Annotated in this window: 6 protein-coding genes; 4 read left to right on the top strand and 2 right to left on the bottom strand. The window is 70.4% G+C overall.

The window, feature by feature from the left end; all coding sequences use genetic code 11:
* Window positions 1-407, top strand: a 407-nt coding sequence (locus ACFXA3_RS33400; protein WP_385193059.1) for an RDD family protein, incomplete at its 5' end; no start/stop codon positions are given.
* Between the two features lie 99 nt (window positions 408-506).
* Entirely contained in the window at window positions 507-1,244 is a 738-nt protein-coding gene (locus ACFXA3_RS33395; RefSeq protein ID WP_385193056.1) for an RDD family protein, read from the top strand.
* Window positions 1,245-1,268: 24 nt separating this feature from the next.
* On the opposite strand, the gene ACFXA3_RS33390 is transcribed toward ACFXA3_RS33395, so the two are convergent.
* Window positions 1,269-1,655 (bottom strand): hypothetical protein, encoded by a 387-nt coding sequence (locus ACFXA3_RS33390; RefSeq protein ID WP_385193054.1) that lies wholly within the window; start codon window positions 1,653-1,655, stop codon window positions 1,269-1,271.
* A gap of 395 nt (window positions 1,656-2,050) precedes the next feature.
* On the opposite strand from ACFXA3_RS33390, the gene ACFXA3_RS33385 reads away from it, so the two are divergent.
* Window positions 2,051-4,462, top strand: a complete 2,412-nt coding sequence (locus ACFXA3_RS33385) for an immune inhibitor A domain-containing protein (protein ID WP_385193051.1) — start codon at window positions 2,051-2,053, stop codon at window positions 4,460-4,462.
* A 112-nt stretch (window positions 4,463-4,574) separates the two neighbouring features.
* Entirely contained in the window at window positions 4,575-4,877 is a 303-nt protein-coding gene (locus tag ACFXA3_RS33380) for a hypothetical protein (RefSeq protein ID WP_054220931.1), read from the top strand.
* Between the two features lie 139 nt (window positions 4,878-5,016).
* On the opposite strand, the gene ACFXA3_RS33375 is transcribed toward ACFXA3_RS33380, so the two are convergent.
* The gene (locus tag ACFXA3_RS33375; protein WP_385193048.1) at window positions 5,017-5,619 is read right to left on the bottom strand and encodes an isochorismatase family protein; all 603 of its coding nucleotides are present in this window, start codon (window positions 5,617-5,619) and stop codon (window positions 5,017-5,019) included.
* Between the last annotated feature and the right edge of the window lie 83 nt (window positions 5,620-5,702).

Raw genomic sequence — 5,702 nt, 5'->3', positions numbered from 1 at the left:
CGGCGCGGGTGCCCCCGGCCCCCCCCTGCCCCACCCCCCCCCCGCCCACCGCCCACCTGGAGGCCAAGGTCGACGCCGCCATGGGCAGCGGCCGGACCACCACCGTGTGGCTGTTCGACGCCACCATCGCCGGATACCTCGGCATCGTCCTCGCCGCCGTCCTGCTCTTCGGCGTCCTCTACGAGGTGCTGCCCACCGCCCGCTGGGGCCGGACCCCGGGCAAGAAGCTCCTCGGCGTGCGCGTGCTGTCCGCCGCCACGCTGCGCCCGCCCACGTTCGGCGCGGCCCTGCGCCGCTGGCTGGTGTACGCGTTCCTCGGGCTCCCCGGCAGCCTCTGGTGCCTGGGGGACGGGCCCCGCCGCCGGGCCCTGCACGACCGGGCGGCCGGGACGTACGCGGCCCGCTGAGGCCCGCCCGGGGCGCGGGCCGGCAGTCGCCGGGGGCCCCGTACCCCGAACGGACGCCGTCCCGTTGCGGGGTCGCCGGAGCCGGGTTCGACTCGGGCCATGAGTACCGATCAGCCGCCGCCGGGCGGGCAGCCCGAGGACGACCCGTTCCGGAAGAGGCCCCAGGAGCCGACGCCTCCGTCGGGCGGTTCACCGTACGACCGGCCGCCGGGCGGCCAGCCGCCCCCGCCGCCGGGAGGCCCGTACGGCGGTGCGGGCGCAGGCGCGGGTGGCGGCGGATACCCGCCCCCGCCGCCCCCGCCGCCCGGAGGCCCGTACGGCGGCAGCGGCGGCTACGGCATGCCCGATCCGCTCGCCGGCATGCCCCCGCTGGCCGACTTCGGCAAGCGGCTCGCCGCGCGCATCATCGACGTGATCATCGTGGCGATCCCGCTGTTCCTGATCCAGCTGGCGTTCGGCACGAACCGGTACGTGGTCGAGACGAACAAGGGCGAGGACGTCAGCGAGGTCTTCACCAAGTCGTACAGCGGCACCGGCCTGATCATGACGCTGATCTCGATCGTCCTGTACGTCGGCTACGACTGGTGGTTCACCAGGAAGGACGGCCGGACCATCGGCAAGAAGGCGATGGGCCTGCGGGTCGCGATGCTCAACGACGGCAGCGTGCCGCAGTCCGGTCCCGCCCTGTCCCGGGCCGCGGTGCTCTGGCTGCCGACGCTGATCTGCTGCTTCTGCCTGTGGCCGCTCGCCCTGATCGTGTCGATGCTCGTGGACAAGCCGTACAAGCAGGGACTTCACGACAAGGTGGCCAAGACCGTGGTGGTGAGCGCCGCCTAGGCCGGCAGGCCCCGGCGGCGGGCCCTAGCGGCGGGGCAGTACCGGCTGTTCGACGGCGGCCGTCCGGGGTTCCGGTACCCGGGCGGCCGCCGGCGCGTCCGCGGGGACCGGCCCGGACACGGCTCCGGGCATGGTTGCGGGAGTGGTTCCGGAAGTGATTTCGGCAACACCGGCGGAAACGGCGGGGGTACGCGCGGTGGACGCGGCGGCCTCGCCGGGCGCCGCGTGGCGGCCGCGGCGGCGGGGGTTCGCCGCGGTGAGCGCGACGAGCAGTCCGAGGGCCAGGGCGGCGGTGGCGATGACGGCGATCCCGCGCCCCGTGCTCGTCTGCGAGAGCAGCAGCATGGCGATCGTCGACACGACTACGGTGGCGGACCCGTAGAACAACTGGGCGGCAGTCGGACGCGGCATGGCGATTTCCGTCCTCAAGGCGGGGAGGGGAGTCTGCTCAACTGGGTCGTCAACTAGGTCGCGCGGCAAGAGACTCTACGTCGGGGGGATTCCCGGGCGGAACCGCCGGTAAGCGTGACCTAACCCACGGTGCCCGGAGCACGGGGGGCGCACGGGTTCATTCCCCGTCCCACGATGTGGTCAGGACGCGCCCTTCGTCCCGTATGGCAGAGGAACGTCCGGATAGCGGAACTCCCTGACCGCATAGTGCAGTTGTAAGGAAGAAGTCAAGGTCTGTCTTTTCTTTAGACTCTCCGGTCAAATGTCGTCACTTGAGACGCGCGCCGCGCGGAACCCCCCGCTCCTATGGAGACGTTCCGACCTGTGTCGCGGCCGCGGGAGGGGAACGACATCAAGTGACCAGCAATTCCAGCCGTCGACGAGTGCTGCGCAGCGCAGCCGTCGGGGTGACCCTGGCCGCAACCGCGGTTTCCGGCGCCTTCCTCGTCACCGCCCAGGCCTCTGCAGCGCCGTCGACCGCGGCCCCCGTGGAGCGCCAGGACCCGACCGCTCCCTCCAAGGAGCAGGTCCAGCACAACCTGAAGGGCCCGTTCAGCGACCAGCAGGCCCAGGCCCGCGAAGCAGCCATCGACCAGGTGCTGAGCGGCAAGAAGACCGTCGAGCAGCGCGGCGCCTCCAAGGTCGTCAAGCTCGACGACAAGAAGTACGTCGAGCTCGGCCGCGAGAAGACCGACAAGATCTTCACGATCCTCGTCGAGTTCGGCGACCAGGTCGACAACACGACCATGTTCGACCCGGACGGTCCCGACGGCCCCAAGCCGGCGGTCCCGAAGTACGGCGGCACCCCCGGTCCGCTGCACAACACGATCGCCCAGCCCGACCGTGCGCAGAACAACAGCACGGCCTGGCGCAAGGACTTCAGCCGCGACTACTTCCAGGACCTGTACTTCGGTACCGGCAAGGGCAAGGACTCGCTGAAGACCTACTACGAGAAGACCTCCTCGGGTCGCTACTCGGTCGACGGCCAGGTCGCCGACTGGGTCAAGATCCCGAACAACGAGGCCCGTTACGGCTCCAACTACTGCGGCCAGACCAACTGCGCCAACGTGTGGGACACCGTCCGCGACGGTGTCAACGCGTGGGTCGACGCCCAGAAGAAGGCCGGCAAGTCCGACGCCGAGATCAAGGCCACGCTGGCGCAGTACGACCAGTGGGACCGCAACGACTACGACGGCGACGGCAACTTCAACGAGCCCGACGGCTACATCGACCACTTCCAGATCGTCCACGCGGGCGAGGACGAGTCGGCCGGTGGCGGTGCCCAGGGCACCAACGCCCTGTGGGCGCACCGCTGGTACGCCTACGGCACCGACAAGGGCAAGACCGGCCCGGCGAACAACAAGGCCGGCGGCACCCAGATCGGCGACACCGGCATCTGGGTCGGCGACTACACGATGCAGCCGGAGAACGGCGGCCTCGGCGTCTTCGCGCACGAGTACGGCCACGACCTCGGTCTGCCGGACCTCTACGACACCTCCGGTGGCGGCGAGAACTCGGTCGGTTTCTGGTCCCTGATGTCGGCCGGTTCCTGGCTCGGCGAGGGCAAGGACTCCATAGGCGACATGCCGGGCGACATGACCGCCTGGGACAAGTTCCAGCTGGGCTGGCTGAACTACGACACGGCCAAGGCCGCGACGAAGTCCACCCACAAGCTGGGTGTGTCGGAGTACAACACCAAGGACAAGCAGGCGCTGCTCGTCGAGCTGCCGAAGAAGCAGGTCAAGACGGACATCGTCGCTCCCGCCGAGGGCTCCTCGCAGTGGTGGAGCAACATGGGTGACGACCTCTCGAACACCCTGACCCGCACGGTCGACCTGTCCGGCAAGAAGTCCGCCGCACTGTCCCTCAAGGGCTGGTGGGACATCGAGAAGGACTACGACTACCTCTACACCGAGGTGTCCACCGACGGCGGCGCCACCTGGACCGTCCTGGGCGGCACCGCGGGCGGCAAGGCCATCCCGGCCGACGCCGCGGGCAACGCCGGTCTGACCGACGTCTCCGGTGGCTGGCAGGACCTGAAGTTCCCGCTCGACGCCTACGCCGGCAAGAAGATCGACCTCCGCTTCCGCTACGCGACGGACGGCGGCGCGGGCGGCAAGGGCTTCACCGCCGACGCCCTCGCGATCACCGCGGACGGCCAGACCCTGTTCACCGACGGCGCCGAGAACGGCGACAACGGCTGGACCGGCAAGGGCTTCTCCCGCGTCGGTGCCGGGTTCACCAAGGAGTACCCGCAGTACTACATCGCGGAGAACCGCCGCTACGTCTCGTACGACTCCACCCTCAAGGTGGGCCCGTACAACTTCGGCTGGGCCAACTCCAAGCCGGGCTGGGTCGAGCACTACCCGTACCAGGACGGCCTGCTGATCTGGCTCTGGGACAAGTCCCAGAAGGACAACAACACCAGCCAGCACCCGGGCTCCGGTCTGATCCTTCCGATCGACGCCAACGCCAAGCCGATGAAGTGGTCGGACGGCACCCTGCTGCGCAACAAGATCCAGCCGTACGACGCGACGTTCAGCGCGTACTCGACGGACGCGTTCACCCTGCACAAGAACGGTGAGTCGCTGTTCCTGAAGCCGAAGCCCGCGAACCTGGTCTTCGACGACCACAAGGGCAAGTACTACTACGACGAGAACCCGACCGGTTCGGTGAAGGTCACTGACACCAACACCAAGATCAAGATCGCGAAGGAGACCTACGACGGTCTCCAGATGACGGTCGAGGTCGGTCCCGCCGCCAAGTAATTCGGCAAACTTGCAGGTCAAAGCATGATCGGCCGTCGCCCCCTAGCGGGCGGCGGCCGATCGCGTTTAGATGCGGGTGCGAGTTTTCTTATTGACGGGGGAGCTGAAGATCATGCCAGGTGGAGGTTTCGTCAGATTGCCGGGCGGCAGCGTGGTGGTCGCGCTCACGCTGCCGCGGCCGTGCGGCGAGGGCGGAAACGTCCGCGTGCTGGTCCACGCCGTGAACCGGGCCCGCGCCCTGACCAGGCTGCGGAACCTCGGGATGCGGGCCGTGTACCTGCGCGGCAACGCACAGCCGCCGACGCCGGACGAGGTCACGGCCGTCCTGCACCATCCGGACGGCCTGCTGTGGCGCGGCGCCCCGGACCGGGCCCAGGAGCTCTGGCACCCGATCCGGACCCTGCTGGGCCACTGAGCCCCGCCGTCCGGCCCGGCCCGGACCGGGCTCGGACGGGGCCCTCACACCCTCGGACGGGGCCATCACGGACCCGGCCCGCACGGACCCCGACCCGGCCCGCACGGACTCGGGTCGGGTCCGTCGCCCGGCGGGTCCGTCACGGGCCCTGGCGGGGGCCCTCGCCGACGAGCGCGACCCCGGCCGAGCGGAGCTCGTCCGCCGCCCGTGCGGCGGTGTGGGGGGCCACGGCGGCCGTCAGGTCCAGCAGCACGCGCGTGGTGAACCCGGCACCGGCGGCGTCGAGGGCCGTGGCCCGCACGCAGTGGTCGGTGGCGATCCCGACGACGTCGACCTCGGTGACCTGCCGGTCGCGCAGCCACTGGGCGAGCGGGGTGCCGTTCTCGTCGGCGCCCTCGAACCCGCTGTACGCGGCCTCGTACGCGCCCTTGTCGAAGACGGCGGCGACGGCACCCGAGGCGACCGCGGGCGCGAAGTTCGGGTGGAACCCGACGCCCTCGGTGCCGGCGACGCAGTGCACCGGCCAGGAGGTCTCGTAGTCCGGCTCGGCCGGTGCGTGCGCGAAGTGCGGACCGGGGTCGACGTGGTGGTCACGGGTCGCGACGACGTGCCGGTAGCCGGCCGTCGCCTGCCCGATGAGCTCGGTGATCGCGGCGGCGACGTCGGCCCCGCCGGAGACCGCCAGGCTGCCGCCTTCGCAGAAGTCGTTCTGTACGTCGACGACGATCAGTGCGCGGTGCATTTCGCGTGCCCTTCGGTTGTCGTGGTTGCCGCTGCGCGGGCTCTTCCCCCGCCCCGCCCCTTCCCGAAACCGGGGGTGCCACC

Source organism: Streptomyces sp. NPDC059456 (genome assembly GCF_042750055.1).
Lineage (GTDB): Bacteria > Actinomycetota > Actinomycetes > Streptomycetales > Streptomycetaceae > Streptomyces.
Note: the sequence above shows the minus strand (reverse complement) of the source record. Positions and strands in the feature narration are given on the sequence as shown.

Excerpts from the sequence above, each read along its gene's own strand:
- ACFXA3_RS33395 (WP_385193056.1), top strand. The coding sequence starts at position 507 with ATGAGTACCGATCAGCCGCCGCCGGGCGGGCAGCCCGAGGACGACCCG.
- ACFXA3_RS33375 (WP_385193048.1), bottom strand. The coding sequence starts at position 5,619 with ATGCACCGCGCACTGATCGTCGTCGACGTACAGAACGACTTCTGCGAA.
- ACFXA3_RS33390 (WP_385193054.1), bottom strand. The coding sequence starts at position 1,655 with ATGCCGCGTCCGACTGCCGCCCAGTTGTTCTACGGGTCCGCCACCGTA.
- ACFXA3_RS33380 (WP_054220931.1), top strand. The coding sequence starts at position 4,575 with ATGCCAGGTGGAGGTTTCGTCAGATTGCCGGGCGGCAGCGTGGTGGTC.